Source organism: Streptomyces sp. SUK 48 (assembly GCF_009650765.1).
Taxonomy (GTDB): Bacteria; Actinomycetota; Actinomycetes; order Streptomycetales; family Streptomycetaceae; genus Streptomyces.
On sequence record NZ_CP045740.1, the window covers coordinates 3512398 to 3534753 of the forward strand.

The 22356-nt window shown below is 67.2% G+C and carries 33 protein-coding genes and 1 pseudogene; 3 read left to right on the plus strand and 31 right to left on the minus strand.

The window, feature by feature from the left end; genetic code table 11:
* Positions 1-168: 168 nt before the first annotated feature.
* From rplO to GHR20_RS15035, 26 genes and pseudogenes are all read right to left on the minus strand, one after another.
* A complete protein-coding gene (rplO, locus tag GHR20_RS14905; RefSeq protein WP_037657572.1) occupies positions 169-624 on the minus strand; it encodes a 50S ribosomal protein L15 in 456 nt (151 codons plus the stop codon).
* Positions 625-626: 2 nt separating this feature from the next.
* Positions 627-809: a 50S ribosomal protein L30 gene (gene rpmD, locus GHR20_RS14910; RefSeq protein WP_003974250.1), complete on the minus strand. Its 183-nt coding sequence runs from the start codon at positions 807-809 to the stop codon at positions 627-629.
* A complete protein-coding gene (gene rpsE, locus GHR20_RS14915) occupies positions 809-1414 on the minus strand; it encodes a 30S ribosomal protein S5 (protein ID WP_007494753.1) in 606 nt (201 codons plus the stop codon). The genes rpmD and rpsE overlap by 1 nt, the downstream gene beginning before the upstream one ends.
* A 41-nt stretch (positions 1415-1455) precedes the next feature.
* Positions 1456-1839: a 50S ribosomal protein L18 gene (gene rplR, locus GHR20_RS14920; RefSeq protein WP_030174556.1), complete on the minus strand. Its 384-nt coding sequence runs from the start codon at positions 1837-1839 to the stop codon at positions 1456-1458.
* Between the two features lie 3 nt (positions 1840-1842).
* Positions 1843-2382 (minus strand): 50S ribosomal protein L6, encoded by a 540-nt coding sequence (gene rplF, locus GHR20_RS14925; RefSeq protein ID WP_111586081.1) that lies wholly within the window; start codon positions 2380-2382, stop codon positions 1843-1845.
* Positions 2383-2406: 24 nt separating this feature from the next.
* Complete coding sequence (gene rpsH / locus GHR20_RS14930) at positions 2407-2805, minus strand: 30S ribosomal protein S8 (protein WP_037657563.1); 399 nt, start codon at positions 2803-2805, stop codon at positions 2407-2409.
* 210 nt (positions 2806-3015) lie between these two features.
* Positions 3016-3201 (minus strand): type Z 30S ribosomal protein S14, encoded by a 186-nt coding sequence (locus GHR20_RS14940; RefSeq protein ID WP_003948630.1) that lies wholly within the window; start codon positions 3199-3201, stop codon positions 3016-3018.
* A gap of 5 nt (positions 3202-3206) precedes the next feature.
* On the minus strand, positions 3207-3764 hold the full coding sequence (gene rplE / locus GHR20_RS14945; RefSeq protein WP_037657562.1) for a 50S ribosomal protein L5: 558 nt from the start codon (positions 3762-3764) through the stop codon (positions 3207-3209).
* Complete coding sequence (gene rplX / locus GHR20_RS14950) at positions 3764-4087, minus strand: 50S ribosomal protein L24 (RefSeq protein ID WP_037657560.1); 324 nt, start codon at positions 4085-4087, stop codon at positions 3764-3766. The genes rplE and rplX overlap by 1 nt, the downstream gene beginning before the upstream one ends.
* A gap of 2 nt (positions 4088-4089) precedes the next feature.
* Positions 4090-4458 carry a 50S ribosomal protein L14 gene (rplN, locus tag GHR20_RS14955; protein ID WP_003998823.1) on the minus strand — a complete coding sequence of 123 codons (369 nt, stop codon included), beginning with the start codon at positions 4456-4458 and terminating at the stop codon, positions 4090-4092.
* 130 nt (positions 4459-4588) lie between these two features.
* Positions 4589-4873 (minus strand): 30S ribosomal protein S17, encoded by a 285-nt coding sequence (rpsQ, locus tag GHR20_RS14960; RefSeq protein WP_018543912.1) that lies wholly within the window; start codon positions 4871-4873, stop codon positions 4589-4591.
* Complete coding sequence (gene rpmC / locus GHR20_RS14965; RefSeq protein WP_007494763.1) at positions 4873-5097, minus strand: 50S ribosomal protein L29; 225 nt, start codon at positions 5095-5097, stop codon at positions 4873-4875. Before rpmC ends, rpsQ begins: the two co-directional genes overlap by 1 nt.
* Positions 5097-5516 (minus strand): 50S ribosomal protein L16, encoded by a 420-nt coding sequence (gene rplP, locus GHR20_RS14970; RefSeq protein ID WP_046418010.1) that lies wholly within the window; start codon positions 5514-5516, stop codon positions 5097-5099. Before rplP ends, rpmC begins: the two co-directional genes overlap by 1 nt.
* Before the next feature lie 5 nt (positions 5517-5521).
* Entirely contained in the window at positions 5522-6343 is an 822-nt protein-coding gene (gene rpsC, locus GHR20_RS14975) for a 30S ribosomal protein S3 (protein ID WP_014674374.1), read from the minus strand.
* Positions 6343-6690, minus strand: coding sequence for a 50S ribosomal protein L22 (gene rplV, locus GHR20_RS14980; protein WP_026252021.1), 348 nt, complete (start codon positions 6688-6690; stop codon positions 6343-6345). Before rplV ends, rpsC begins: the two co-directional genes overlap by 1 nt.
* Before the next feature lie 45 nt (positions 6691-6735).
* Positions 6736-7017 carry a 30S ribosomal protein S19 gene (gene rpsS, locus GHR20_RS14985; protein ID WP_003974263.1) on the minus strand — a complete coding sequence of 94 codons (282 nt, stop codon included), beginning with the start codon at positions 7015-7017 and terminating at the stop codon, positions 6736-6738.
* 12 nt (positions 7018-7029) lie between these two features.
* Entirely contained in the window at positions 7030-7866 is an 837-nt protein-coding gene (gene rplB, locus GHR20_RS14990; RefSeq protein ID WP_030811669.1) for a 50S ribosomal protein L2, read from the minus strand.
* Between the two features lie 40 nt (positions 7867-7906).
* Entirely contained in the window at positions 7907-8326 is a 420-nt protein-coding gene (gene rplW, locus GHR20_RS14995) for a 50S ribosomal protein L23 (RefSeq protein ID WP_111586080.1), read from the minus strand.
* Positions 8326-8976 (minus strand): 50S ribosomal protein L4, encoded by a 651-nt coding sequence (rplD, locus tag GHR20_RS15000; RefSeq protein WP_111586079.1) that lies wholly within the window; start codon positions 8974-8976, stop codon positions 8326-8328. The genes rplW and rplD overlap by 1 nt, the downstream gene beginning before the upstream one ends.
* 8 nt (positions 8977-8984) lie before the next feature.
* Complete coding sequence (gene rplC / locus GHR20_RS15005) at positions 8985-9629, minus strand: 50S ribosomal protein L3 (RefSeq protein ID WP_005481233.1); 645 nt, start codon at positions 9627-9629, stop codon at positions 8985-8987.
* 17 nt (positions 9630-9646) lie between these two features.
* Complete coding sequence (gene rpsJ, locus GHR20_RS15010; RefSeq protein ID WP_003948644.1) at positions 9647-9955, minus strand: 30S ribosomal protein S10; 309 nt, start codon at positions 9953-9955, stop codon at positions 9647-9649.
* 653 nt (positions 9956-10608) lie between these two features.
* The gene (locus GHR20_RS37520; protein ID WP_243878026.1) at positions 10609-11217 is read right to left on the minus strand and encodes a hypothetical protein; all 609 of its coding nucleotides are present in this window, start codon (positions 11215-11217) and stop codon (positions 10609-10611) included.
* 113 nt (positions 11218-11330) lie between these two features.
* Complete coding sequence (locus GHR20_RS15020) at positions 11331-13163, minus strand: alpha/beta hydrolase (protein WP_153813445.1); 1833 nt, start codon at positions 13161-13163, stop codon at positions 11331-11333.
* A 7-nt stretch (positions 13164-13170) separates the two neighbouring features.
* Complete coding sequence (locus GHR20_RS15025) at positions 13171-13614, minus strand: hypothetical protein (RefSeq protein WP_153813446.1); 444 nt, start codon at positions 13612-13614, stop codon at positions 13171-13173.
* Between the two features lie 126 nt (positions 13615-13740).
* A complete protein-coding gene (locus tag GHR20_RS15030; protein ID WP_153813447.1) occupies positions 13741-13932 on the minus strand; it encodes a DUF397 domain-containing protein in 192 nt (63 codons plus the stop codon).
* Positions 13929-14414 (minus strand): annotated as a pseudogene (locus tag GHR20_RS15035) (DUF5753 domain-containing protein); the annotation flags it as partial. The pseudogene GHR20_RS15035 and the gene GHR20_RS15030, both read right to left, overlap by 4 nt.
* Here GHR20_RS15035 and GHR20_RS15040 point away from each other — a divergent pair.
* The gene (locus tag GHR20_RS15040) at positions 14367-14711 is read left to right on the plus strand and encodes an ATP-binding protein (RefSeq protein ID WP_243878027.1); all 345 of its coding nucleotides are present in this window, start codon (positions 14367-14369) and stop codon (positions 14709-14711) included. The pseudogene GHR20_RS15035 and the gene GHR20_RS15040 overlap by 48 nt on opposite strands.
* A gap of 78 nt (positions 14712-14789) precedes the next feature.
* Here the strand turns inward: GHR20_RS15040 and GHR20_RS15045 are convergent, their stop codons facing one another.
* Complete coding sequence (locus GHR20_RS15045; protein ID WP_153813450.1) at positions 14790-15434, minus strand: serine/arginine repetitive matrix protein 2; 645 nt, start codon at positions 15432-15434, stop codon at positions 14790-14792.
* 242 nt (positions 15435-15676) lie between these two features.
* Here GHR20_RS15045 and GHR20_RS15050 point away from each other — a divergent pair, with 242 nt between their 5' ends.
* On the plus strand, positions 15677-16642 hold the full coding sequence (locus tag GHR20_RS15050; RefSeq protein WP_243878028.1) for a hypothetical protein: 966 nt from the start codon (positions 15677-15679) through the stop codon (positions 16640-16642).
* 96 nt (positions 16643-16738) lie between these two features.
* On the opposite strand, the gene tuf is transcribed toward GHR20_RS15050, so the two are convergent.
* The 4 genes from tuf to rpsL form a co-directional block, all read right to left on the minus strand.
* Entirely contained in the window at positions 16739-17932 is a 1194-nt protein-coding gene (gene tuf, locus GHR20_RS15055; RefSeq protein ID WP_037657541.1) for an elongation factor Tu, read from the minus strand.
* A gap of 154 nt (positions 17933-18086) precedes the next feature.
* Positions 18087-20213 carry an elongation factor G gene (fusA, locus tag GHR20_RS15060; RefSeq protein ID WP_153813451.1) on the minus strand — a complete coding sequence of 709 codons (2127 nt, stop codon included), beginning with the start codon at positions 20211-20213 and terminating at the stop codon, positions 18087-18089.
* Between the two features lie 39 nt (positions 20214-20252).
* Entirely contained in the window at positions 20253-20723 is a 471-nt protein-coding gene (gene rpsG / locus GHR20_RS15065; protein ID WP_003992340.1) for a 30S ribosomal protein S7, read from the minus strand.
* 2 nt (positions 20724-20725) lie between these two features.
* A complete protein-coding gene (gene rpsL, locus GHR20_RS15070; RefSeq protein WP_003948652.1) occupies positions 20726-21097 on the minus strand; it encodes a 30S ribosomal protein S12 in 372 nt (123 codons plus the stop codon).
* Between the two features lie 421 nt (positions 21098-21518).
* Here rpsL and GHR20_RS15075 point away from each other — a divergent pair, with 421 nt between their 5' ends.
* A complete protein-coding gene (locus GHR20_RS15075) occupies positions 21519-22235 on the plus strand; it encodes a Crp/Fnr family transcriptional regulator (protein WP_111586069.1) in 717 nt (238 codons plus the stop codon).
* Positions 22236-22356: the final 121 nt, after the last annotated feature.

The following is a 22356-nucleotide window of genomic DNA, read 5'->3' on the forward strand; positions in this document are numbered from 1 at the left end:
GCAACTGCGTCAAGGGTGACGGTCTGAGGTTCGACGAATACGAATGAGAACAGTGCTGGCCACCTTACCGGCGACCATGCCCCCCTTGGAACGACCAACCGGGGATACCTCATTGTGAGGTATCCCCGGTCGGGTTCGTTTACGTCATCGAGGCGTCGTCCGAAGGACTCAGACGAGCTCGGTGACCGTACCGCCGGCAGCGGTGATCTTCTCCTTGGCGGAGCCGGAGACGGCGTCGACCGTCACCTGCAGCGCCACGGAGATCTCGCCCTGGCCGAGGACCTTGACGAGGCTGTTCTTGCGAACGGCACCCTTGTCGACGAGGTCCTGGACGGTGACCTCTCCACCCTGCGGGTAGAGCGCGGCCAGCTTGTCCAGGTTCACGACCTGGTACTCGGTCTTGAACGGGTTCTTGAAGCCCTTGAGCTTCGGGAGACGCATGTGGAGGGGCATCTGGCCACCCTCGAAGCGCTCCGGAACCTGGTAACGGGCCTTGGTGCCCTTGGTACCACGACCGGCCGTCTTACCCTTCGACGCCTCACCACGACCCACACGGGTCTTCGCGGTCTTGGCGCCCGGGGCGGGACGGAGGTTGTGGATCTTGAGCGGGTTCTGCTCCGCCATGATCAGTCGACCTCCTCGACCGTCACGAGGTGGCGGACGGTGTGCACCATGCCGCGGAACTCGGGGCGGTCCTCCTTGACGACCTGCGTGTTGATGCCCTTGAGACCAAGGGAGCGCAGGGTGTCACGGTGGTTCTGCTTGCTGCCGATGTAGGACTTGACCTGCGTGATCTTGAGCTGAGCCATCACGCACCCGCCCCGGCACGCGCACGCAGCAGGGCAGCGGGAGCGACGTCCTCGAGAGGCAGACCGCGGCGGGCCGCGACCTCCTCCGGACGCTGCAGACCCTTGAGGGCCGCCACCGTGGCGTGCACGATGTTGATCGCGTTGTCGGAGCCGAGCGACTTCGACAGGATGTCGTGGATACCGGCGCACTCGAGCACGGCGCGCACCGGACCACCGGCGATAACACCGGTACCCGGGGACGCGGGCTTGAGCAGCACGACGCCGGCAGCCTTCTCACCCTGGATGGGGTGCGGGATGGTGCCCTGGATACGGGGGACCTTGAAGAAGTGCTTCTTGGCCTCCTCAACACCCTTGGCGATGGCGGCCGGCACCTCCTTGGCCTTGCCGTAACCGACACCGACGGTGCCGTCACCATCGCCCACCACGACCAGCGCGGTGAAGCTGAAGCGACGACCACCCTTCACAACCTTGGCGACACGATTGATCGCGACGACGCGCTCGACGTACGCGGTCTTCTCGGCGGCAGCAGCGCCGCCGTCACGGCCCTTCCGGTCCCGCCGCTCGCCGCCACCGGCACCGCCACCGCGGCGCTGGGGTCCAGCCATTGGAATTACCTCTCTCTGTTTCCGCTAGCTACGGAACCGGCTCAGAACTTGAGCCCGGCCTCGCGGGCGGCGTCCGCCAGAGCCGCGATGCGGCCGGCGTACTGGTTACCACCACGGTCGAACACGACGGCCTCGACACCGGCGGCCTTGGCGCGCTCGGCGACCAGGGCCCCGACCTGCTTGGCCTGCGCGGACTTGTCGCCCTCGCCACCACGGATCGAGGTGTCCAGCGTGGACGCCGACGCGAGGGTGTGACCCTTCAGGTCGTCGATCACCTGCGCCACGATGTGGCGGTTGGAGCGGGTCACGACCAGACGGGGGCGCTCCGCCGTACCGGCGATCCGCTTGCGGATCCGGATGTGACGGCGCTTGATCGCGGCGCGCTTGTAAGCGTCGCCCTTGAGGATCTTCTGCCCGTATGCCATGGCTTACTTACCCGCCTTTCCGACCTTGCGGCGGATGACTTCGCCCTCGTACTTGACGCCCTTGGCCTTGTACGGGTCAGGCTTGCGCAGCTTGCGGATGTTGGCCGCAACCTCGCCGACCTTCTGCTTGTCGATGCCCTCGACCGAGAAACGGGTCGGGGTCTCCACCTTGAAGGCGATGCCTTCAGGCGCCTCGACCAGGATCGGGTGGCTGTAACCGAGAGCGAACTCCAGGTTGGAACCCTTGGCGGTCACTCGGTAACCGACACCGCTGATCTCGAGCTTCTTCACGTAACCCTGGGTCACGCCGGTGATCATGTTCGCCACCAGCGTGCGGGACAGGCCGTGCAGGGCCTTGTTCTGACGCTCGTCGTTGGGGCGGGTCACCTGCAGGGTGCCGTCGTCGCCCTTGGCGATGTCGATCGGTGCCACGACGGTGTGGGTCAGCTCGCCCTTGGGGCCCTTGACCTTGACCGTACGGCCGTCGATGGTGACGTCCACGCCGGCGGGAACCGCGATGGGGAGCTTGCCGATACGCGACATAGCTGTTTCCTCCGTTCCCTTCTGCTACCAGACGTAGGCGAGGACTTCCCCACCCACGCCCTTCTTGCCGGCCTGCTTGTCGGTGAGGAGCCCGTGCGACGTGGAGATGATCGCCACGCCGAGGCCACCCAGCACCTTGGGCAGGTTGGTGGACTTCGCGTACACCCGGAGACCGGGCTTGGAGATCCGCTTGATGCCCGCGATGGAGCGCTCACGGTTCGGGCCGAACTTCAGCTCGAGGACGAGGTTCTTGCCGACCTCGGCGTCCTCGGTCTTCCAGCCCGTGATGAAGCCCTCCTGCTGGAGGATCTCCGCGATGTGCGACTTGATCTTGGAGTGCGGCATCGACACCGAGTCGTGGTAAGCCGAGTTCGCGTTCCGCAGACGCGTAAGCATGTCTGCGATCGGATCAGTCATGGTCATGAATTGGCCTGTGGCCTTTCTCGCCGGGGTTTCCTATATGCGCCATCCCTCTCCCCGTACAGGGACGGGACGGGTGCGGCGCGGGGACCTACGGCGTAGTAAGTCGTCAGGGCGGCAGAGGCCCAACCCTCCTAGCCTAAGCCATGAGAGCCGGCGCCCCTGCCGTCCCGGTTGCTTACCGAGAGGTCCAGGAATCCCTAAAAGTGGGGATTACCAGGAGCTCTTGGTCACGCCCGGCAGCTCGCCACGGTGAGCCATCTCACGAAGGCACACGCGGCACAGGCCGAACTTGCGGTACACGGAGTGCGGGCGGCCGCAGCGCTGGCAGCGGGTGTAGCCACGCACACCGAACTTGGGCTTGCGAGCAGCCTTAGCGATCAGAGCCTTCTTCGCCATCTCGCTCACGCCTCCTTGAACGGGAAGCCGAGGTGACGAAGGAGCGCGCGGCCCTCAGCGTCGTTGGTCGCCGTGGTGACCACGGTGATGTCCATACCCCGGACGCGGTCGATCTTGTCCTGGTCGATCTCGTGGAACATGACCTGCTCCGTGAGACCGAAGGTGTAGTTGCCACGGCCGTCGAACTGCTTGGGGGACAGGCCGCGGAAGTCGCGGATGCGCGGGAGCGCCAGCGACAGGGTGCGGTCCAGGAACTCCCACATGCGGTCGCCACGGAGCGTGACGTGGGCACCGATCGGCTGACCCTCACGCAGCTTGAACTGCGCGATGGACTTCCGGGCCTTGGTGACGGCCGGCTTCTGACCGGTGATCGTGGTGAGGTCGCGGATGGCACCCTCGATCAGCTTGGAGTCGCGGGCGGCGTCGCCCACACCCATGTTGACCACGATCTTGACGAGGCCGGGGATCTGCATGACGTTCTCGTACTTGAACTCGTCACGCAGCTTGCCGGCGATCTCGTCGCGGTACTTCTGCTTCAGACGCGGAGTGGTGGTGGTAGCCATCAGATGTCCTCACCCGTCCGCTTGGCAACGCGGATCTTGTTGCCCTCTTCGTCGAAGCGGTAGCCGACACGAGTGACGACCTTCTCGCCGTCCTTCTCCACGACCAGCTGGACGTTGGAGACGTGGATCGGCGCCTCGGTGGTCACGATGCCGCCGGCCTGCGAGCCGCTGGCGGTCGGACCGGCCTTCGTGTGCTTCTTGACCCGGTTGACACCCTCGACCAGGACACGCTCGTCGCGCGGGTAAGCGGCAATGACCTTGCCCTGCTTGCCCTTGTCCTTACCGGTGATGACCTGGACCAGGTCGCCCTTCTTGATCTTCATGCTTACAGCACCTCCGGCGCGAGCGAGATGATCTTCATGAACTTCTTCTCGCGCAGCTCACGGCCGACCGGGCCGAAGATACGGGTGCCGCGAGGGTCGCCGTCGTTCTTCAGAATGACGGCGGCGTTCTCGTCGAAGCGGATGTACGAGCCGTCCGGACGGCGGCGCTCCTTGACGGTGCGAACGATGACCGCCTTGACGACGTCACCCTTCTTCACGTTGCCACCGGGGATCGCGTCCTTGACGGTGGCGACGATGACGTCACCGATGCCCGCGTAGCGGCGACCGGAGCCACCGAGCACACGGATGCAAAGGATCTCCTTCGCACCAGTGTTGTCGGCGACACGCAGTCGCGACTCCTGCTGGATCACGTCTATCTCCTGAATGTCTGCCGGTTCCCCGGGGGCCGCTCAGCTGAACGGCCCCCGGAGCCTGGCGGAACTGTCCTGCGAGGGGCGCCCCGCAGGAACCTACTTTTTGGAATTCCCTTGCGGGAATTGCCTACTTGGCCTTCTCGAGGATCTCGACGACGCGCCAGCGCTTCGTCGCGGACAGCGGCCGGGTCTCCATGAGGAGGACACGGTCGCCGACACCCGCGGCGTTCTGCTCGTCGTGCGCCTTGAGCTTGTTCGTACGGCGGATGACCTTGCCGTACAGCGCGTGCTTCACACGGTCCTCGACGGCGACGACGACGGTCTTGTCCATCTTGTCGCTGACGACGAGACCCTCACGGGTCTTGCGGAAGCCGCGGGCCTCTGCGTTCTCAGTCACGTTCTTCTCGCTCATCAGGCGTTCTCCACCGTTTCGATGCCCAGCTCACGCTCGCGCATCAGGGTGTAGATCCGCGCGATGTCCTTGCGGACCGCCTTCAGACGGCCATGGTTCTCGAGCTGTCCCGTCGCCGCCTGGAAGCGGAGGTTGAACAGCTCTTCCTTGGCCTCGCGGAGCTTCGCCAGAAGCTCCTCGTTGCCCAGCTCGCGCAGCTCGGACGCCTTGGTACCGGCCGACATCACGCTTCACCTGCCTCGCGCTTGACGATCCGGCACTTCATCGGCAGCTTGTGGGCCGCACGAGTCAGCGCCTCACGGGCGATCTTCTCGTTGGGGTACGACAGCTCGAACATGACGCGTCCGGGCTTGACGTTGGCGATCCACCACTCAGGAGAACCCTTACCGGAACCCATGCGGGTCTCGGCGGGCTTCTTGGTGAGCGGACGGTCCGGGTAGATGTTGATCCAGACCTTGCCGCCACGCTTGATGTGGCGGGTCATCGCGATACGAGCCGCCTCGATCTGGCGGTTCGTGACGTAGGCCGGGGTCAGCGCCTGGATGCCGTACTCGCCGAACGCAACCTGCGTGCCACCCTTGGACATACCGTCACGCTTCGGGTGGTGCTGCTTGCGGTGCTTGACCCTACGGGGGATCAGCATGTCGGTCAGGCCTCCGTTCCGGTGCTCTCAGCCGGAGCGGCGGCGGGAGCCTCGGCCTTGGGGGCCTCGGCGCCGGCAGCCTGCTGCGGCTTGCGACCGCGCCGCTCGCCACCGCGGCCACCACGGGCCGGGCGGTCGGCACCACCGCGGGCCGGGCGGTTACCCGCACGGGCCGCAGCGTTCTCGGCGCGGACCTCGGCGATGTTCTTGACGTCGCCCTTGTAGATCCAGACCTTCACACCGATGCGGCCGAAGGTCGTCTTGGCCTCGAAGAAGCCGTAGTCCACGTTCGCGCGGAGCGTGTGCAGGGGCACACGGCCCTCGCGGTAGAACTCCGAGCGGGACATCTCGGCGCCGCCGAGGCGGCCACCGCACTGGATCTTGATGCCCTTGGCGCCCGCCTTCATCGCCGACTGCATGCTCTTACGCATGGCACGGCGGAAGGAGACACGGGAGGAGAGCTGCTCGGCGACGGCCTGGGCCACCAGCTGAGCGTCCGTCTCCGGGTTCTTGACCTCGAGGATGTTGAGCTGGACCTGCTTGCCGGTCAGCTTCTCCAGGTCACCGCGGATGCGGTCGGCCTCGGCGCCGCGGCGGCCGATGACGATGCCCGGGCGAGCGGTGTGGATGTCCACGCGGACACGGTCACGGGTGCGCTCGATCTCAACCTTCGAGATGCCGGCGCGCTCCATGCCGGACGTCATCATCCGACGGATGGCGACGTCTTCCTTGACGTAGTCCTTGTACAGCTTGTCGGCGTACCAACGCGACTTGAAGTCGGTCGTGACACCGAGCCGGAACCCATGCGGGTTAACCTTCTGGCCCATTACCGGGTTCCTTCCTTGCTGCTGACGACCACGGTGATGTGGCTGGTCCGCTTGCGGATCCGGTAGGCACGGCCCTGGGCGCGCGGACGGAACCGCTTCAGGGTCGGGCCCTCGTCGACGTAAGCCTCGGAGATGACCAGGCTGTCGACATCGGTGTGGTCGTAGTTGTGCGCGGCATTGGCAATGGCGCTGTCCAGCACCTTGCCGACCGGAACCGAGGCTGCCTGCGGGGCGAATCGCAGAACAGCCTGGGCCTCCGTGGCGTCCATGCCACGGATGAGGTCCACCACACGGCGGGCCTTCATGGGCGTGACGCGGATGTACCGCGCCTGGGCCCTGGCTTCCATGGTTGTCCCTTCAGAGTTACTTACTTGTCTGAATGCGATCCGCGATTAGCGGCGCTTCGACTTCCGGTCGTCCTTGACGTGGCCGCGGAAGGTGCGCGTCGGCGAGAACTCGCCGAGCTTGTGGCCGACCATCGACTCGGTGACGAACACCGGGATGTGGGTCTTGCCGTTGTGCACCGCGATCGTGTGGCCGAGCATGGCCGGGACGATCATCGAGCGACGGGACCAGGTCTTGATGACGTTCTTGGTGCCGGCTTCGTTCTGCGTGTCCACCTTCTTGATGAGGTGGTCGTCGACGAAGGGCCCCTTCTTCAAGCTACGAGGCATCTCAACCCGTCCTTAGCGCTTCTTGTTCGTCTTGCGGCGGCGGACGATGTACTTGTTCGACGCCTTCTTGGGCGAACGAGTACGGCCTTCCTTCTTGCCCCACGGGGACACGGGGTGGCGGCCACCGGAAGTCCGGCCCTCACCACCACCGTGCGGGTGGTCGACCGGGTTCATGACGACACCACGGACGGTCGGGCGAACGCCCAGCCACCGCTTACGGCCGGCCTTGCCCCAGTTGATGTTGCTCTGCTCGGCGTTGCCGACCTCACCGACGGTGGCGCGGCAGCGGACGTCGACCAGGCGGATCTCGCCGGACGGCATGCGCAGGTGGGCCATGGAGCCCTCCTTCGCGAGCAGCTGCACGGAGGCACCGGCGGAACGGGCGAACTTGGCACCGCCACCGGGACGGAGCTCGATCGCGTGGATCGTGGTACCGACCGGGATGTTGCGGAGGGCCAGGTTGTTGCCCGGCTTGATGTCGGCCCCGGGACCGTTCTCGACGCGGTCACCCTGCTGCAGGTTGCGCGGGGCGAGGATGTAGCGCTTCTCGCCGTCGGCGTAGTGCAGCAGCGCGATGCGCGCGGTGCGGTTGGGGTCGTACTCGATGTGCGCGACCTTCGCCGGCACGCCGTCCTTGTCGTGACGACGGAAGTCGATCACACGGTAGGCGCGCTTGTGTCCGCCACCCTGGTGGCGAACGGTCACACGACCGGCGTTGTTACGGCCGCCCTTGCTGTGCAGGGGACGGACCAGCGACTTCTCCGGCGTGGACCGCGTGACCTCGACGAAGTCGGCGACGCTGGCGCCACGACGGCCCGGCGTAGTCGGCTTGTACTTGCGGATTCCCATTTCTCAGTCCTCGTCCGATATCGGACGATCCGGACCGCCCTTAGGCGGTCGGACCGCCGAAGATGTCGATACGGTCGCCCTCGGCGAGGGTCACGATCGCGCGCTTGGTGGCGGCACGCTGACCGAAACCGGTCTTCGTGCGCTTGCGCTTGCCCTGGCGGTTGATCGTGTTGACCCCGGTGACCTTGACGTCGAAGACCGCCTGGACGGCCTGCTTGATCTGGGTCTTGTTGGCGTTCGGGTCGACGACAAACGTGTACTTGTTCTCGTCGAGGAGCGCGTAGCTCTTCTCCGAGACGACCGGCTTCAGCAGGACGTCACGGGGGTCCGTGTACGACTTGCTCAGCGGCGTCTCGACGGTGTTCTTGCCTTCGGCGGCGTGGCGACGCGCCTTGGCGACGCGCGCGGCCTTGGCCGCCTTGGCGGCCTTCGAGGCAATAGCGGGGTGACGGATGGCCATCAGGCCACGCTCCCTTCGGTGTCAGCGGCCTTGGGGCCAGACACGAAGGACTCGAAAGCGGCCTGGGTGAAGACCACGTCGTCCGAGACGAGAACGTCGTACGTGTTCAGCTGGCCCGGCTCCAGGATGTGGACCTGGGGCAGGTTGCGGGCGGACAGCCACGCGGCCTCGTCGGAGCGGTCGGCGACCAGGAGCAGGTTCTTGCGCTCCGAGATCTTGCCGAACAGGCTCTTCGCGGCCTTGGTGGAGACCTGGCCCTCGACCACGCCGGCGACGACGTGGATGCGGTTGTGACGCGCCCGGTCGGTGAGGGCACCGCGCAGGGCGGCGGCCTTCATCTTCTTCGGGGTGCGCTGCGAGTAGTCACGCGGCACGGGACCGTGCACGACGCCACCACCGGCGAACTGCGGCGCGCGGGTCGAACCCTGGCGGGCGCGACCGGTGCCCTTCTGGCGGTACGGCTTCTTGCCACCACCGCGGACCTCGCCACGCGTCTTGGTCTTGTGCGTGCCCTGACGGGCCGCGGCCAGCTGCGCGACGACGACCTGGTGGATCAGCGGGACGCTGACCTTGGCGTCGAAGATCTCCGCGGGGAGCTCGACGGAACCGGCCTTCTCGCCTGCCGGCGACAGGATGTCAACAGTGCTCATCGGTTACCTCAGGCCCCCTTGGCCGCGGTGCGGACCAGGACGAGGCCGCCGTTCGGACCGGGAACCGCGCCCTTGATGAGCAGCAGACCCTTCTCCGCGTCAACGGCGTGGACGGTCAGGTTCTGGGTGGTGACCCGCTCGTTGCCCATACGACCCGCCATGCGGAGGCCCTTGAACACGCGGCCCGGGGTGGCGCAGCCACCGATGGAACCGGGCGAGCGGTGCTTGCGCTGGGTGCCGTGTCCGGCGCCGAGGCCCTTGAAGTTGTGACGCTTCATGACACCGGCGAAGCCCTTGCCCTTGCTCTTGCCGGTCACGTCCACCTTGACGCCCGCCTCGAAGACCTCAGCGGAGATCTCCTGGCCCAGCGTGTACTCGGAGGCGTCCGCGGTGCGGATCTCGACGAGGTGGCGGCGGGGGGTGACGTCGGCCTTGGCGAAGTGGCCCTTGAGGGGCTTGTTCACCTTGCGCGGGTCGATCTCGCCGAACGCGATCTGGACGGACTCGTAGCCGTCGACGTCGTTCGTGCGGACCTGGGTGACGACATTGGGGCCGGCCTTGACGACGGTGACCGGAACAACACGGTTGTTCTCGTCCCACACCTGCGTCATGCCGAGCTTCTCGCCCAGGATGCCCTTGATCTGCTTAGCCATTCTCAGATCACCAGCCCTCAGAGCTTGATCTCGATGTCGACACCGGCCGGGAGGTCGAGTCGCATCAGAGAGTCAACGGTCTTGGGAGTCGGGTCGAGGATGTCGATCAGGCGCTTGTGCGTGCGCATCTCGAAGTGCTCGCGCGAGTCCTTGTACTTGTGCGGCGACTTGATGACGCAGTACACGTTCTTCTCAGTGGGCAGCGGCACCGGGCCCGCGACCGACGCACCAGTGCGGGTCACCGTCTCGACGATCTTCTTCGCCGAGGAGTCGATGACCTCGTGGTCGTAGGCCTTGAGCCGGATGCGGATCTTCTGTCCCGCCATGGCTACTCAGTAGTCCTGTCTCTTCTAACGCTCTTGGGACCCGGTGGTTTCCGGTACCCGCTCTCTCCGACCCACGCGGTCGGGCGTGTCGCGCTCCCGCTGACAAAAATGTCCCTTGTTCGAACATCCCTGCCTGGGAATGCACACGGCCCTTCCGGAAACCGCGGACCGGGGACCTCGGGCCCACCGGGCGCCTGGCCGGTGTTGCGCTCACACTTCCCGGAAGATTCCCGTACGTCCGCCCCAGTGCTGCCCGAGGGCAGTTAGGGCGACGAGTACTGTGGGACTCGCTTCCGGTCCTCCCGGCGGGAGGCGCGCAGCATCAACACTCGACCGAGCAACTCCGACAGTCTGCCATACGGGCGGGGGGCTCCGCCAATCGAGCCGTAGAGATTACCCCCGGAGTGACGTAGGTCAAACCGATGCCGGTCCCGTGGTGCGCAGGGTGGTCTCTCCGGGCACCGCGGGTGTGGTCATCGCCACACGGAGCACCCCGTCTGCCGTCGGCGCGAGCCGCGCCACGCTCCCGTCCGCGGTATTGCCGGCCAGGAGCACAGGAGGACCCGCCTCCGCGGGTGTCCGCGGGAGCGTCCAGCCCAGGCCCTGGAAATGCGCTCGCGCCCGTGCCAGCACCCGGGCCATGGCGTCCTCGGTCAGTGGCTCGGTCGACCAGGAGTGATGGGCGTACCGCTCCTCGCCCTCCTGATAGGTGGCGAGCCCCTCGCCCTCCCCCTGGCCGCGTGCCGTACCTGGAGCGCGTCGTACAGCCTGCTGGAGTGGGCGCGGGCGACGCGTTCGGCCTGCTCGTCACCGGCGGTGCGCCGGAAGGAAGAGGGGGCGGCCGTGCCGGAGCCGCCCGCGCCGAAGCACGGGGACGTGACGGTGATGGCGGCGAGCCCCTCGCCCTTGGCCTTGTCGACGACGCCGGTGAGCGCGGTCATCCAGAAGTCGTCGGGGACCGTGCGCATGTTCACCGTCGGGAAGGGGTCCGACCAGTCGGCGTCCGAGCTCTGGAACGTGTAGCCGCGCCGCACCCAGGCGTCCCTGGCCTGGCGCACCAGCTTCTTCGCCTCGGTGCCCGGAACCCCCGTGAGCTGGTACGAGAGCGTGACCTGCCGACGCTCGCCGGCACTGTGATCGTCGGCCAGGCAGGCACCGACGGGGTTCAGCCCGGTGCGCTTGAGGGTCGGCTTGGGGGACATGCCGTCCACCGCCTGGTGGACGATGTCCTCGGCGCGCTCGGTTGCCTGCTGCTCGTTCATGGTGACCCGCTTCGATCCTGTCTCGGTGCCGCTTCCCGTCTGCCCCGACCCGCACCCCACCAACACGCCGGCCGCGGTCAGTGAGGCGACGACCGCCATCGCCCGGGACCGCCTCATGGGTTTCCTCCAGTCACGATCTCTGCCATGTTGTTCAAGGAGTCGCCCTCCCAGTACTGCGAGTGTGCGGGCATGAGGCCGTCGGAGCCCGGAAGCTTGCCCGGGGCGACATGGAACGTCTGCCCGCCGAACTCGTCCGAGGTCGGATCGTTCCCGTACATGACCGAGTGATCGTTGAAGAGGCGCCAGTACGCCATGGGGTTGAGAGGCGCCAGCGTTCCGGCCGGCGGCGGGGCGAGGTTCACCAGGTCGTTCCTGGCGGTCGCGGCCCAGACATGGTCCGCCCCGATGTGCAGGTCCTTGGCGTGGTCCACGCCCGACCCGGGGCTGCCCACCAGGATCGCCCGGTCCACCGGCAGACCGGGGTGGTCCCGCAAGGTTTCACCGGCCACGAGGGTGCCGTAACTGTGCCCCAGGACCGTCGAGTTCACGGAACCGTGGTGTGCGGTGTCGATCCCGGTGAGGAAGTCGCTCAGCGGCTCGCGGGCCGCATCGGCGTACTTGGCGTCGGTCGCGTCGGTGAGCAGGCCCTGCGGGGCGTCGTACCCGAGCCAGGTGATCGACGCCGTCGTGTGGGTCGGGTCGACGAGGCTCGCCCGGTCCTGGAGCATCTCCGCGCGGTGGATGTCGCCGTCGATGCCGCTCAGTGTGGTGCCCGTACCGGGCACATAGGTCGCCACGTTGTCCGCGGTGTCGGGGTTGCCAATGGAGATGACGACGCGACCGTTGTTCTTGTCGTCGAAGCCGAGCAGGTACGGGCGCTTGCTCTCGTCGGTGTAGTCGAAGCGCTTCTCGATCGCTTCCATCCCGCCGACCGGACCCCAGACCTTCCTCCGGGCGTCCTCCCAGTCCTTCCACTCCTGGCTCTCGACGCTGAGGCCCTTCGGCATGGACCCGGTGTACGGGTCGATATAGGGCTGATACCGCTCGGGCTCGGGGTGCTCCTTCAGCCAGGTGTCGTAATGCAGTCGGGCCTTCGCATGCGCCTCATCGAGCACGGTGCGGTTGGCCTGGTCCCGCGCGGTGGCGGGCAGCCCGTCCATCGCGCCCACCGCGTCGGGGTGCGCCGACAGGTAGTCCGATCTCTGCTCGTCGGTCAGGCTCTGCCACCAAGCGGCGTTCTTCTCGGGGTCGTCGTGCTCGGGCGGTCGAGGCAGTGAGTCGAAGTAGTTCTTGCCCGCGTCGCGCACCCCGGCCGCGTCGGACGTGACGTCGGTCCAGTCCTTGTCGGAGACCGCCAAGTCGTCGTCGGCCTTCAGGGCGCGCAGCTTCGGGGCCCACTTGGTGTCGGCGTCCGTGGCCTCCTTCAGGGCGTCGCCGATGCGGTCGGCGAAACCGACGGCCTTGCCGAAGTTCGGGTTCGGATGCATATGGACGGCCTGGCGCTCCAGTGCGGCCGACGTCGGGTCCGCCGGGCTGGTGCTCACCTGCACCGTGCCGCCCGCCGGCACCTTGCCGTCGGCCTCCTTGCCCCCGGCCGGGAAGCTCACCGATCCGTCCGCGCCGACCGTGCAGCCCGCCGCCTTGGCATCCTCCAGCGCGGCCTCCAGCTTCCGCTTGGCCGCGGCCATGTCGAAGGCGAAGCCGTCCAGCGCGGCGCCCGCCAAGGCGCACTCGGCCTCGACGTAGCGGAAATCCTTGGCCAGTTCCTTCAGTTCGCGCAGAGCGGCCGTCGCGGATTCGCCGCCGAGCTGGTTGCGGATTCCCGCCGAAATGCAGCTGTCCAGCGCCTCACCGGCCTTGCCCGCCATCTGGCTCGTGGCGCGGTAGCCGTCGGCGGCATCCTGGTACTCGGACGGCTTGAGGGCCTTCAACGCGGCGAGATCCATGAACCGCTCACTCGCCCTTCGCCCGGCCACCGACGGCCTCGGTGTCCTGGTACTCCGTCTTGATCTTCTGCAAGCCGTCGCGGACATCCCCGTCGGTCATCGACAGGTCGCGCCCCGCGCGCTCCAGCAGGCCGCCGAGCTTCCCGCAGCGGCCGCTCACATCGCCGACGTACTTCTTCCAGGAGTCGTAGAGCTCCTTCTGCGCCGCGGCCGACTCGCACCCGGCGCCGTCCCCCAGCCCCGACTGCCCGTGCTCCAGCTTCCCCAGCGCCGTGCTCACATCGGTCCGCAGCCCCGTGACGTCGCCGCCGGCGGCCGACCAGATCTTCCGGTCCGACTTCAGCGGGTCCCCGTCACCACCGGCGTCCGGCACGTGGTTCAGCCGCATCCGAGTGGAACCGGAACGCGTGGCGGCATCCGCCTTCAGCTGCTCCCATTCGTCCCAGGGCATGCCCGTGGTCCTCCCCCGCACCCCACCCTGTGGGTGGGATATGAACTCCTTATGAGCCTCCCAAGATAACAACGCGTCACTGACGTCACATCCGCCGCCGGGACTAGAGCAGTTGAGTACCTGTACTCATTGCGTCCGGGCCGAGTAGCTGACGAACGCGGTCCAGGTGCCGGGGGCGACGGTGAGGCAGGGGCCCTCGGTGTTCTTGGAGTCGCGGATGTGGATGGTGGTGGGGGTGGGGGCGAACTCGACGCAGTCGTTCACATCAGGGCCGCTGCTGTAGCCGCTCTTGAACCAGTGGAGTTCCGGGGTGCTCATAGTTCTCCCAGCTCTTGCTCGATGAAGGCCAGAGACTCCTCTGGCGGGAGCGCCTGAGCCCGGATGATGCCATACCGCAGTTCGAGGACCCGGAGTTGCCTCGGGTCCTGGATCGGGCGACCGTTGTACGCCCCGTCGGAGCGCCCGATTGCGGTGCCGTCCGCGAATCTCAGCAACTCGATAGGCCCGTTCAGTCCAGGGTGATCCCATCGTCCGGTCGGCATCACCTGGAACTCCACGTTGGGCCGCTCAGCCACTTCCAAGAGGTGCTCAAGCTGTCTACGCAGCACCACTGCCCCTCCGACGGGGCGTTCGAGTGTCACCTGCTTTTGGACAAAGCTCAGTTCCGGCATGGGAGTTCGCTCGAAGATGGACTGACGAGCCGTCCTCGCTGCCACCCCTGCCTCCAGCACGTCCGGCGAATGTGCGGGCCGATGCACACCGAACATCGCCCGCGCGTACTCCTCCGTCTGCAAGAGCCCATCTCGGACGCGGCCACGCATGTGATCGCCGAGCTGGCGGCGAACGCCGCGACCCATGGCCGGGTGCCCGGCAGGAACTTCCAGCTCACGCTGAACGTCGTCGGCGACACGCTCCGCGTCGAGGTGACCGACACCCGCCGTGAACGCCTGCCCAAGGCGCAACATCCCGGCGCGGAGGAGGAGTCGGGGCGCGGACTGCTCATCGTGGCGGCGCTTGCCGACCGCTGGGGCGTGTCGTCGGACGCCGTACCGCGCAAGACCGTGTGGGCCGAGCTCACCGTCCCGGTGGGTGACTGACCGGTGCCCGGAACCCCCGTGAGCCGGCACGAGAGCGTGACCTGCCGACAGGCGGGGTCGTCGCGTCCCCGCGCGCCCTCACGCCCGCGGGCCCATCGGCGGCGGCCCCCACATCGGCGGTGCCGGCGGAGCCATGAGGCGGCGGCGATGCCGGCCGCGGCGGACCGCGGTCACGACGCAGATGGCCGGGACCGCCAGTGCCGCCGTGAGGAGGCAGCCGACGGTCGCGAGCATGCCGACGGCCATGCCCCGCACCCGGGGCTTGTCGCCGAGGGCGAACTCGGCGGCCGGGGCGTCCGAGGTGCAGACGACGGGGTAGTCGCCGGTGGTCTTCGGGGTGAGTTCGAGTACGCGTTCCCAGGAGCGGGCGCCGAGGGTGATGCGGAAGGTGCCGGTCGGCCGGGTCAGCGGGTCGGCGAGGGCCCGGGGGACGCGGCAGTCGACGTGGCCCGGCGCGGACTGGGAGACGTAGATCGTCCGGGTCCTGCCCCGCGTGAAGCCGAAGGTGCGCTGCTCGCCGCCGGTGAACGTGTGTGCCGTGTCGACCAGGTGGACCGTGTCCTTGACCGCCAGCACGCCGAACGCGATGCCGGCGCCGACCAGGACGACGCCGAGCAGTGCCGCCACGACGTACCAGACGCGCCGGGGCCGTAGATCCTTCGCGGGGGGCGGCGGGGCACCGTGGCCGCCGTACGGGGTGCCCCAGGTATTGGGTATGGACATGACGCCGCATCGTAGAGGAACGATCACGGGACGTCCGGGGAGTTCCGGGGGGAGCCGAGCGGAGGGGGCCGGGCGGGGCCCCGGCAGCCCCGTCGCCGGTGGTAATCCGGTGGGCGCTGTCAGTGGGCTGTGACAGGATCCACAGCGATCACAGCCAGCGACGGAGGCGACACGCTTCCGCCTGTCCACGCCGGCCACGCCTGTGCACACGTGTACCTGGGGGGTACCACATGTCACGTTCCATGGTCATTCAGTCCCCGTCCGAGTCCCGGTCCGGGTCCCGGTGCCGGTCCCGGTCCCGGGGGTCCGGCCGCGCCCGGATCACCACCGTCCTCGCCCTGACGCTGGCCTGCGCCGGCGCCACCACCGGTCTGCTGAACGCCCCCGCGGCGCAGGCGCAGACCGTCTCCGCCGGCTCGCTCGCCTTCAGCGGCGACCAGGGCGACTACATCAGCCAGGGCCAGTCGTACGCCTACTCCCCCGCGTCCGGGGACGGTCTGAACGTCTTCGCGTCCGACGACCACAGCCACATATCCGTCAATGTCAGCGGGGCGAACGGCGACTGGTGGTACCTGGACCTGGCGGCCCCGGGCGGCCGGGCGCTCGCGTCCGGCGACTACACCGGCGCCACCCGCTACCCGTTCAACTCCGCGGCCGAGCCCGGCCTCTCCGTGGACGGCAACGGCCGCGGCTGCAACACCCTGACCGGCTCGTTCCACGTCACCGACGTGGCCTTCGGGCCGCACGGGTACGTGCGGAAGCTGGACGCCGGCTACGAGCAGCACTGCGAGGGCGGCAGCGCCGCGCTCCGCGGTGAGGTGCACATCGACAACCCGGCGCCGCCGACCGAGCTGGACCTCGGCGTCTCCGTGGCGGTCAAGGGCAAGGCCGGCACCCTGGACGGCAAGGCCACCATCGGCGGCACCGTCAGCTGCAACGCGCCGGTGAAGGTGGACGTCTCCGGCAATGTGACCCAGGTCGCCAAGAAGGTCCTGATCAAGGGCTCGTACGCCACGGCGGTCGACTGCGTGCCGGGTGCCCCGGCCGCCTGGACGGCCGCGGCCGACCCCACGGGCACGACCCCGTTCCAGAAGGGCCAGGTGAAGGTCGACGCGCAGGCCACGGCCACCGACCCGAACTACGGCGAGACCGTGACGGCGACCCGGACCGCCGTGGTGACCCTGGCCAAGAGCAGGACGGTGAGCTGAGCGGAGCGGTGAGCCGAGCATGACGAAGAGGCCCGTACGACCGAAGTCGTACGGGCCTCTCCAAAGGTCGATCAGCGACCTTCAAGCAAGCGGAACTTACTTGACGATCTTGGTGACCTGGCCGGCGCCCACGGTGCGACCACCCTCACGGATGGCGAACTTCAGGCCCTCCTCCATGGCGACGGGCTGGATCAGCGAGACAGTCATCTCGGTGTTGTCGCCCGGCATGACCATCTCGGTGCCCTCGGGGAGGGTCACAACGCCCGTCACGTCCGTCGTACGGAAGTAGAACTGCGGACGGTAGTTGTTGAAGAACGGCGTGTGGCGGCCGCCCTCGTCCTTGGACAGGATGTACGCCTGCGCCTCGAACTCGGTGTGCGGGGTGACCGAACCCGGCTTGATGATGACCTGGCCGCGCTCGACGTCCTCGCGCTTGATGCCGCGGAGCAGCAGACCGACGTTCTCACCGGCCTGGCCCTCGTCGAGCAGCTTGCGGAACATCTCGATACCGGTGACCGTGGTGGTGGTCTTCTCGGTCTTGATGCCGATGATGTCGACGGTCTCGTTGACCTTCAGGACACCACGCTCGATACGGCCGGTGACGACCGTACCGCGACCGGTGATCGTGAAGACGTCCTCGATCGGCATCAGGAACGGCTTGTCGACGTCGCGCTCCGGCTCCGGAATCGCGGTGTCGACGGCGTTCATGAGGTCCAGGACGGACTGGGTCCACTGCGCGTCGCCCTCGAGGGCCTTCAGCGCGGAGACACGGACGACCGGCAGGTCGTCGCCCGGGAACTCGTACTCCGAGAGAAGCTCACGGACCTCGAGCTCGACGAGCTCCATGATCTCCTCGTCGTCCACCATGTCGGCCTTGTTCAGGGCGACGACGATGTACGGAACGCCGACCTGGCGGGCCAGGAGCACGTGCTCCTTGGTCTGCGGCATCGGGCCGTCGGTGGCGGCGACCACCAGGATCGCGCCGTCCATCTGCGCGGCACCGGTGATCATGTTCTTGATGTAGTCCGCGTGACCCGGGCAGTCGACGTGGGCGTAGTGACGCGCCTCGGTCTGGTACTCGACGTGCGCGATGGAGATGGTGATACCGCGCTGGCGCTCCTCGGGCGCCTTGTCGATGTTGTCGAACGGGGTGGCCTCGTTCAGCTCCGGGTACGCGTCGTGCAGCACCTTGGTAATGGCGGCCGTGAGGGTCGTCTTACCGTGGTCGATGTGACCGATGGTGCCGATGTTGACGTGCGGCTTAGTCCGCTCGAACTTCGCCTTCGCCACTGGGGTCCTCCTGTGGAGTGGTTCTGTACGCCTTACTTCATCGGCGCCAGGTGATCTTTGCTGGATAGCCCGGAACCCGGGGCATTCATCCTGGTTTCGGCTGAATGCCCCTTGAGGCTCCGGAGTCAAGCCTAAAGCGTGCGAACGCGGTGCGTTACTCGCCCTTGGCCTTCGCGATGATCTCCTCGGCGACGTTCCGCGGAACCTCGGCGTAGGAGTCGAACTGCATCGAGTAGCTTGCGCGACCCGACGTCTTGCTACGGAGGTCGCCGACGTAGCCGAACATCTCCGACAGGGGCACGAGGCCCTTCACGACGCGGGCACCAGCCCGCTCCTCCATGGCCTGGATCTGGCCACGGCGGGAGTTGATGTCGCCGATGACCTCACCCATGTAGTCCTCGGGCGTGGTGACCTCGACGGCCATCATCGGCTCCAGGAGCACGGGCGAAGCCTTGCGCGCGGCTTCCTTGAAAGCCTGCGAGCCGGCGATCTTGAAGGCGAGCTCGGAGGAGTCGACCTCGTGGTAGGCACCGTCGTGCAGGATGACACGGACACCGGTCATCTCGTAGCCGGCCAGGATGCCGAACTGCATGGCCTCCTGCGCACCGGCGTCCACCGAAGGGATGTACTCCTTCGGGATGCGGCCACCGGTGACCTTGTTCACGAACTCGTACGAGGTGTCGCCACCCTCGAGCGGCTCGATGCCGATCTGCACCTTCGCGAACTGACCGGTACCACCGGTCTGCTTCTTGTGGGTGTAGTCGACGCGCTCGACGGCCTTGCGGATCGTCTCGCGGTACGCCACCTGCGGCTTGCCGACGTTGGCCTCGACCCTGAACTCACGGCGCATACGGTCGACCAGCACCTCGAGGTGCAGCTCGCCCATACCACCGATGATGGTCTGGCCGGTCTCCTCGTCCGAGTGGACCTGGAAGGACGGGTCCTCCTCGGCCAGACGCTGGATCGCGACGCCGAGCTTCTCCTGGTCGCCCTTCGACTTGGGCTCGATGGCGACCTGGATGACCGGGGCCGGGAAGTCCATGGACTCCAGGATGACCGGGTTCTTGTCGTCGGACAGCGTCTCACCGGTGGTGGTCTGCTTCAGGCCCATGACGGCGACGATGTCACCGGCGCCCACCGACTCGATCTCCTCACGCTTGTTGGCGTGCATGCGGTAGATCTTGCCGATGCGCTCCTTCTTGCCCTTGACGGAGTTCAGCACCGAAGAGCCGGACTCCAGGCGGCCCGAGTAAACCCGGACGAAGGTGAGCTTGCCGAGGTGCGGGTCGCTCATGATCTTGAACGCCAGCGCGGACAGCGGCTCGTCGTCGGACGGCCTGCGCTTGACGACGACCTCGGGGTCCTTGACGTCGTGGCCCTCGATGGCCTCGATGTCGACCGGCGAGGGCAGGTAGCGCACGACCGCGTCGAGCAGGGGCTGGACGCCCTTGTTCTTGAACGCGGTGCCACAGAACACCGGGGTGACCGTGGTGCCCTCGCTCTTGCCGGACGCGATGGTGATACGACGGATCGCGGCGTACAGCTGCTCCACGGAAGGCTCCTCGCCCTCCAGGTACAGCTCCATGATCTCTTCGTCGTTCTCGGCCACGGCCTCGAGCAGCTTGCCGCGGTACTCCTCGGCAGCCTCGGTGTGCGTGTCCGGGATGTCGACGACGTCGTACATCTCGCCCTTGGTGGCCTCGGCGGACCAGACGAACGCCTTCATCGTCACCAGGTCGACGACGCCCTTGAAGTCCGCCTCGGCACCGATCGGCAGCTGCATGACCAGCGGCTGAGCGCCCAGACGGTCGACGATCATGTCGACACAGCGGTGGAACTCGGCACCGGTGCGGTCGAGCTTGTTGACGAAGCAGATACGCGGAACGCCGTAGCGGTCCGCCTGACGCCACACCGTCTCGGACTGCGGCTCAACGCCGGCGACGCCGTCGAACACCGTCACGGCACCGTCGAGCACACGCAGGGAGCGCTCCACCTCGACGGTGAAGTCGACGTGCCCCGGGGTGTCGATGATGTTGATGGTGTGGTCGACGTCTTCCAGCGGCCAGTGACAGGTGGTGGCAGCAGAGGTGATCGTGATGCCACGCTCCTGCTCCTGCTCCATCCAGTCCATGGTGGCAGCGCCGTCGTGGACCTCACCGATCTTGTAGGACACACCGGTGTAGAACAGGATCCGCTCGGTGGTGGTCGTCTTGCCCGCGTCGATGTGGGCCATGATCCCGATGTTGCGGACCTTGGCCAGGTCAAGTGAAGTGGTAGCCATAAGGCTTCAGTCTTCTCTCGGTCTCGATGTGGGTAGCGACTACCAGCGGTAGTGCGCGAAGGCCTTGTTGGACTCGGCCATCTTGTGGGTGTCCTCGCGCTTCTTCACAGCGGCGCCGAGGCCGTTGGACGCGTCGAGAAGCTCGTTGAGCAGGCGCTCGGTCATGGTCTTCTCGCGACGGGCGCGGGAGTAGCCGACGAGCCAGCGCAGCGCGAGCGTGTTGGCACGACCGGGCTTGACCTCGATCGGAACCTGGTACGTCGCACCACCGACACGGCGGGACTTGACCTCAAGGGTGGGCTTGATGTTCTCAAGCGCGCGCTTCAGCGTGATGATCGGGTCGTTGCCCGTCTTCTCACGCAGACCCTCCATGGCGCCGTAGACGATGCGCTCGGCGGTGGAGCGCTTGCCGTTCAGCAGCACCTTGTTGATGAGGGAGGTCACCAGAGGAGAGCCGTACACCGGGTCGATGATGACCGGGCGCTTCGGGGCGGGGCCCTTACGAGGCATTCTTACTTCTCCTTCTTGGCGCCGTAGCGGCTGCGGGCCTGCTTGCGGTTCTTGACACCCTGGGTGTCGAGGGAGCCGCGGATGATCTTGTAGCGAACACCCGGCAGGTCCTTCACACGGCCGCCGCGCACGAGCACGATGGAGTGCTCCTGCAGGTTGTGTCCCTCACCCGGAATGTAAGCGGTGACCTCGATACCACTGGTCAGACGCACACGTGCGACCTTACGCAGGGCCGAGTTCGGCTTCTTCGGGGTGGTCGTGAACACACGCGTGCAGACGCCACGACGCTGGGGCGAACCCTCGAGTGCGGGCGTCTTGTTCTTCTCGACCTTGTCCTGCCGGCCCTTACGGACCAGCTGCTGGATCGTAGGCACTACTTCTCCGGTTTCTGTGTGCCGAATAGGTAAAGCTAACCTGGAACGCCTCCGACCCACGCGGTCGGGTGTGTCGAATCCGCCAGGCTTCCGCCGCAAGGCGAGAAGGGCGCGAATCACGGTGGCCGGTTGTGGCTCGCCGTACGGTTTCAAGGCACGCACAGCAGCCAGGGCACACCCCAGGCACAAGGTCTGAGGGTACCTAGCTCATTCGCTGTGGTCAAAACAAATGGAACCCGGCCGCCCCAGGTGGCAAGTGATGCCAAGCCGCCGTACACTTCGCGATCTTCGAATGACGATCCGGGCCGGCACGGAAGCGTTCGAGCCGCCCCGGCCGATTGTCGCCCATCCACCCGGCAGACGCATCCAGTACGTTGACACGTTGCTTCGAGCAAGCGGTTCAGTGGCACCAGGGGGCGGAATGGCCGCAGGACGTACGCGCGCGTGGGACGACGACGGGTTCGACGACGCGGTGCCCTTCCTGGCCCGGCTGGAGAAAGAGGACCGGCTCGCGCTGCTCGCCCTCGGCCGGCCGCTGCGCTACCAGGCGCGTGCCGTCCTCATGCACCAGGCCGAGCCCTCCGCCCATGTGCTGCTTGTGCTGCACGGCTGGACGAAGGTCACAGCGGCAGCGGCCAACGGCTACGAGGCGCTGCTCGCCCTGCGAGGTCCCGGTGACATCCTCGGGGAGGGCGCGGCGCTGAGCGGCCGTCATCGCTCGGCGACTGTGACCGCGCTGGAGCCGGTCCAGGCGGTCGTGATCGACCAGAGCCGGTTCACCGCCTTCCTCGCCGAGAACGCCCGGGTGGCGCTGCAACTGCTGAGCCTGTCCACCGACCGGCAGCGCACCACCGACCACCGGCGCCTGCAGTGGGCCGCGCTCAGCGTGCGCGAACGGATCGCCGTCCTTCTTCTCGAACTGGTGCGCACGCACGGCCACCGCACCGATGAAGGCATCGAACTCACCATCGGGCTGAGCCAGCACGAATTCGCGGGCTCGGTCGGCTCCTCACGGGAGGCGGTCGCCCGGTTCCTGGCGGAGCTGCGGACCCGGGAGGTCGTCGCCACCCGGCGCCGCCACGTCGTGGTGCTCCGGCCCGACGTGTTGCGCCGCATCGTCGGCGAGGGCACGGCCTGACGGATACGGGGCACACCTGCCCGGAGTTCGTCTGTGTACACGGTCACACTTCTTCCGCGTCATCCGTCCCGCCGCCGCAGGGCCTCGTGCTGCCAACGTGCCGGTACACCCGATGAACGCG

Bases quoted from the DNA above. Each gene is read 5' to 3' on its own strand.
- rplB (WP_030811669.1), bottom strand. From the start codon at position 7,866: ATGGGAATCCGCAAGTACAAGCCGACTACGCCGGGCCGTCGTGGCGCC.
- rpmC (WP_007494763.1), bottom strand. From the start codon at position 5,097: ATGTCGGCCGGTACCAAGGCGTCCGAGCTGCGCGAGCTGGGCAACGAG.
- rplX (WP_037657560.1), bottom strand. From the start codon at position 4,087: ATGAAGATCAAGAAGGGCGACCTGGTCCAGGTCATCACCGGTAAGGAC.
- GHR20_RS37520 (WP_243878026.1), bottom strand. From the start codon at position 11,217: ATGAACGAGCAGCAGGCAACCGAGCGCGCCGAGGACATCGTCCACCAG.
- rplC (WP_005481233.1), bottom strand. From the start codon at position 9,629: ATGGCTAAGCAGATCAAGGGCATCCTGGGCGAGAAGCTCGGCATGACG.
- GHR20_RS15025 (WP_153813446.1), bottom strand. From the start codon at position 13,614: ATGCCCTGGGACGAATGGGAGCAGCTGAAGGCGGATGCCGCCACGCGT.
- GHR20_RS15030 (WP_153813447.1), bottom strand. From the start codon at position 13,932: ATGAGCACCCCGGAACTCCACTGGTTCAAGAGCGGCTACAGCAGCGGC.
- rplF (WP_111586081.1), bottom strand. From the start codon at position 2,382: ATGTCGCGTATCGGCAAGCTCCCCATCGCGGTTCCCGCCGGCGTGGAC.
- GHR20_RS15075 (WP_111586069.1), top strand. From the start codon at position 21,519: ATGGCCGCAGGACGTACGCGCGCGTGGGACGACGACGGGTTCGACGAC.
- rplO (WP_037657572.1), bottom strand. From the start codon at position 624: ATGGCGGAGCAGAACCCGCTCAAGATCCACAACCTCCGTCCCGCCCCG.
- rplD (WP_111586079.1), bottom strand. From the start codon at position 8,976: ATGAGCACTGTTGACATCCTGTCGCCGGCAGGCGAGAAGGCCGGTTCC.
- rpsG (WP_003992340.1), bottom strand. From the start codon at position 20,723: ATGCCTCGTAAGGGCCCCGCCCCGAAGCGCCCGGTCATCATCGACCCG.
- rplV (WP_026252021.1), bottom strand. From the start codon at position 6,690: ATGGAAGCCAGGGCCCAGGCGCGGTACATCCGCGTCACGCCCATGAAG.
- rpsS (WP_003974263.1), bottom strand. From the start codon at position 7,017: ATGCCTCGTAGCTTGAAGAAGGGGCCCTTCGTCGACGACCACCTCATC.
- GHR20_RS15020 (WP_153813445.1), bottom strand. From the start codon at position 13,163: ATGGATCTCGCCGCGTTGAAGGCCCTCAAGCCGTCCGAGTACCAGGAT.
- rpsC (WP_014674374.1), bottom strand. From the start codon at position 6,343: ATGGGCCAGAAGGTTAACCCGCATGGGTTCCGGCTCGGTGTCACGACC.
- GHR20_RS15040 (WP_243878027.1), top strand. From the start codon at position 14,367: ATGCACACCGAACATCGCCCGCGCGTACTCCTCCGTCTGCAAGAGCCC.
- rplP (WP_046418010.1), bottom strand. From the start codon at position 5,516: ATGCTGATCCCCCGTAGGGTCAAGCACCGCAAGCAGCACCACCCGAAG.
- rplW (WP_111586080.1), bottom strand. From the start codon at position 8,326: ATGGCCATCCGTCACCCCGCTATTGCCTCGAAGGCCGCCAAGGCGGCC.
- rpsE (WP_007494753.1), bottom strand. From the start codon at position 1,414: ATGGCTGGACCCCAGCGCCGCGGTGGCGGTGCCGGTGGCGGCGAGCGG.
- rplE (WP_037657562.1), bottom strand. From the start codon at position 3,764: ATGGCTACCACCACCACTCCGCGTCTGAAGCAGAAGTACCGCGACGAG.
- GHR20_RS15045 (WP_153813450.1), bottom strand. From the start codon at position 15,434: ATGTCCATACCCAATACCTGGGGCACCCCGTACGGCGGCCACGGTGCC.
- rpsQ (WP_018543912.1), bottom strand. From the start codon at position 4,873: ATGAGCGAGAAGAACGTGACTGAGAACGCAGAGGCCCGCGGCTTCCGC.
- rpsJ (WP_003948644.1), bottom strand. From the start codon at position 9,955: ATGGCGGGACAGAAGATCCGCATCCGGCTCAAGGCCTACGACCACGAG.
- rpmD (WP_003974250.1), bottom strand. From the start codon at position 809: ATGGCTCAGCTCAAGATCACGCAGGTCAAGTCCTACATCGGCAGCAAG.
- GHR20_RS15050 (WP_243878028.1), top strand. From the start codon at position 15,677: ATGGTCATTCAGTCCCCGTCCGAGTCCCGGTCCGGGTCCCGGTGCCGG.
- fusA (WP_153813451.1), bottom strand. From the start codon at position 20,213: ATGGCTACCACTTCACTTGACCTGGCCAAGGTCCGCAACATCGGGATC.
- rplR (WP_030174556.1), bottom strand. From the start codon at position 1,839: ATGGCATACGGGCAGAAGATCCTCAAGGGCGACGCTTACAAGCGCGCC.
- rpsH (WP_037657563.1), bottom strand. From the start codon at position 2,805: ATGACCATGACTGATCCGATCGCAGACATGCTTACGCGTCTGCGGAAC.
- GHR20_RS14940 (WP_003948630.1), bottom strand. From the start codon at position 3,201: ATGGCGAAGAAGGCTCTGATCGCTAAGGCTGCTCGCAAGCCCAAGTTC.